The organism is Halorubrum sp. Atlit-28R, from assembly GCF_003665955.1.
In the GTDB taxonomy this organism is placed as follows: Archaea; Halobacteriota; Halobacteria; order Halobacteriales; family Haloferacaceae; genus Halorubrum; species Halorubrum tropicale.
Genome location: NZ_QPLS01000203.1, coordinates 1 through 473, shown reverse-complemented (window position 1 = coordinate 473; position 473 = coordinate 1). Strand labels below are relative to the sequence as shown.

The window sequence follows — 473 nt, the reverse complement described above, 5'->3', positions numbered from 1 at the left end:
CCCGCGAGGTCGGCGACCGCATCGTCCTCATGGCCGACGGACAAGTCGTCGAGGACTCGCCGCCCGAGGTGTTCTTCGAGAACCCGAAGACCGACCGCGGCAAGCAGTTCCTCTCGAAACTGCTCTGAGCCGGGGTAGCCGGGCACACACCCGGATTCATCCAACAAGCTTATCCCCCGAAACGCCGCTTGCTGCGGCATGAACTACGCTCCCCGCGAATTCAGTCACGAACCGCCCGATTGCGAACACACCAAGACCGTTCTCTTCTGTCAGACCTGCGGTCGCGCCGCCGGTATCGACGAGTGGCCCGAACAGGTGCGCGACGGCCGTGCGGTCCGACTCGACTGCCCGGACTGCGGCGAGGTCGTCTGGCGCGGACTGGCCGACGACGAGTCGTCAGAAAAACGTCGGGCGCCGACGCCGACGCCCTGAGCGGGCAACGGGCATCCGAACCGACGACCGCTGTTTTACGG

General features: G+C 66.0%; 1 protein-coding gene and 1 pseudogene. Both read left to right on the top strand.

Translation table 11 applies throughout. The annotated features are described in order from the left end of the window. Positions 1 to 128: pseudogene (gene glnQ, locus DVK06_RS17555) on the top strand (glutamine ABC transporter ATP-binding protein GlnQ); the annotation flags it as partial. Between the two features lie 70 nt (positions 129 to 198). Further along, positions 199 to 432 carry a hypothetical protein gene (locus DVK06_RS17550; RefSeq protein WP_049967673.1) on the top strand — a complete coding sequence of 78 codons (234 nt, stop codon included), beginning with the start codon at positions 199 to 201 and terminating at the stop codon, positions 430 to 432. Positions 433 to 473: the final 41 nt, after the last annotated feature.